Consider the following 1,201-nt stretch of genomic DNA (forward strand, 5'->3'; position numbering starts at 1 on the left):
CCGGCGCGGGTTATTGGCGGTGCGCTGGCATCGCAGTCCGAGAAAGTCAATAATTTACCAGGATGTCGCGTGACATGTTGCTCAACGACTTGACACCGTTCTCGGTCACGCGGACAGTCTCACTGAAGATGTAGCCGTCATCCTTCTCCCAAATGCCGACAAGGACGTGGAAGGTCATGTTAGGTTCGATAACGGTGTGATCGTCGGGATTGAAGCTGAGGTCAGCACCCCAGTCGATACCAGTGGAGTAACCGCTCCTGGACTCTTTACGTACGCCATAGGGTTCGAATGCCCGCTGAAACGCATGCGAAACATCGGAGCACTTCACTCCCGGCCGTATTGCGTCGACTTCCGCGAGGAAGCCGTCCAACGCCGCTCGATGTAAGTGCTGTGCGCGAGCGCTCGGCTCCCCCAAAAAGATCGTCCTTGACAATGCACAGACGTAACGGTGTCGGAATGCACCAATCTCAAAATTGGTCTGGCAGCCCATCTTGTAGCTGGCATCGGACCACTTGAGATGCGGTGCATTGGCTGGGGAGCCAACCGGCATAGTAAGAGCACCATAGCAAGGCCCGCCAGGAAATTCTGGGGTTCCTTTAATGAGAGCACTTTGCACCGCGGCAGCTACGTCACATTCGCGCGCGCCAACGGCAATCTCGATCCGGCCGGCTTGCAACGCCCTATCGGCAATCTTTCCAGCCTGCTCCATGTAGGCGAGTTCCGCTGGCGACTTCACTCGTTGCAACGTGGCAATCATTCCATCAGCATCGACAGCGTTTGAAAGATCCAAATGACTGGAAAGCGAGGCATAAGCTTTCATGCCAAGTATTTTTGCCCCCATTTCGACGCCAATCCGACCGGATTTCCAACGCTCCTTGACCAGATCAGCAATCGGTTGCCATGGCGTGCGCTGGCTCGAACCAATGTATTTCTCCGGATAACTTAGGACGCGCGATTGGGGCAGGTACGACGTCGGTGTTGCGCAGAAGGTATCGATCTCGCGCAATATCAACCACGGATCTTCTTCGTCCTGACACACGAGAACCAGTTGCGGGACGTAATCGGAATACCCCTCATAACCAGTCAGATAGTTCATATTTGACTCGTTTAGGACGAGCAGTGCGTCAATGCCACGCTCCGCCATCTGTTGGCGAAGTCGATTCGTGCGTTCGCGATATTCTTGTTGGGTAAATGCTGGCAT

At 54.6% G+C, this 1,201-nt stretch carries 1 protein-coding gene; it reads right to left on the minus strand.

Going from position 1 to position 1,201, the window contains the following annotated elements:
* Positions 1-46 precede the first annotated feature (46 nt).
* On the minus strand, positions 47-1,201 hold a 1,155-nt coding region (locus NKJ08_RS38720), incomplete at its 5' end, for a M24 family metallopeptidase (RefSeq protein WP_352786402.1).

Origin of the sequence: Mesorhizobium sp. M0244, from assembly GCF_040321795.1 — a bacterium.
GTDB lineage: Bacteria > Pseudomonadota > Alphaproteobacteria > Rhizobiales > Rhizobiaceae > Mesorhizobium.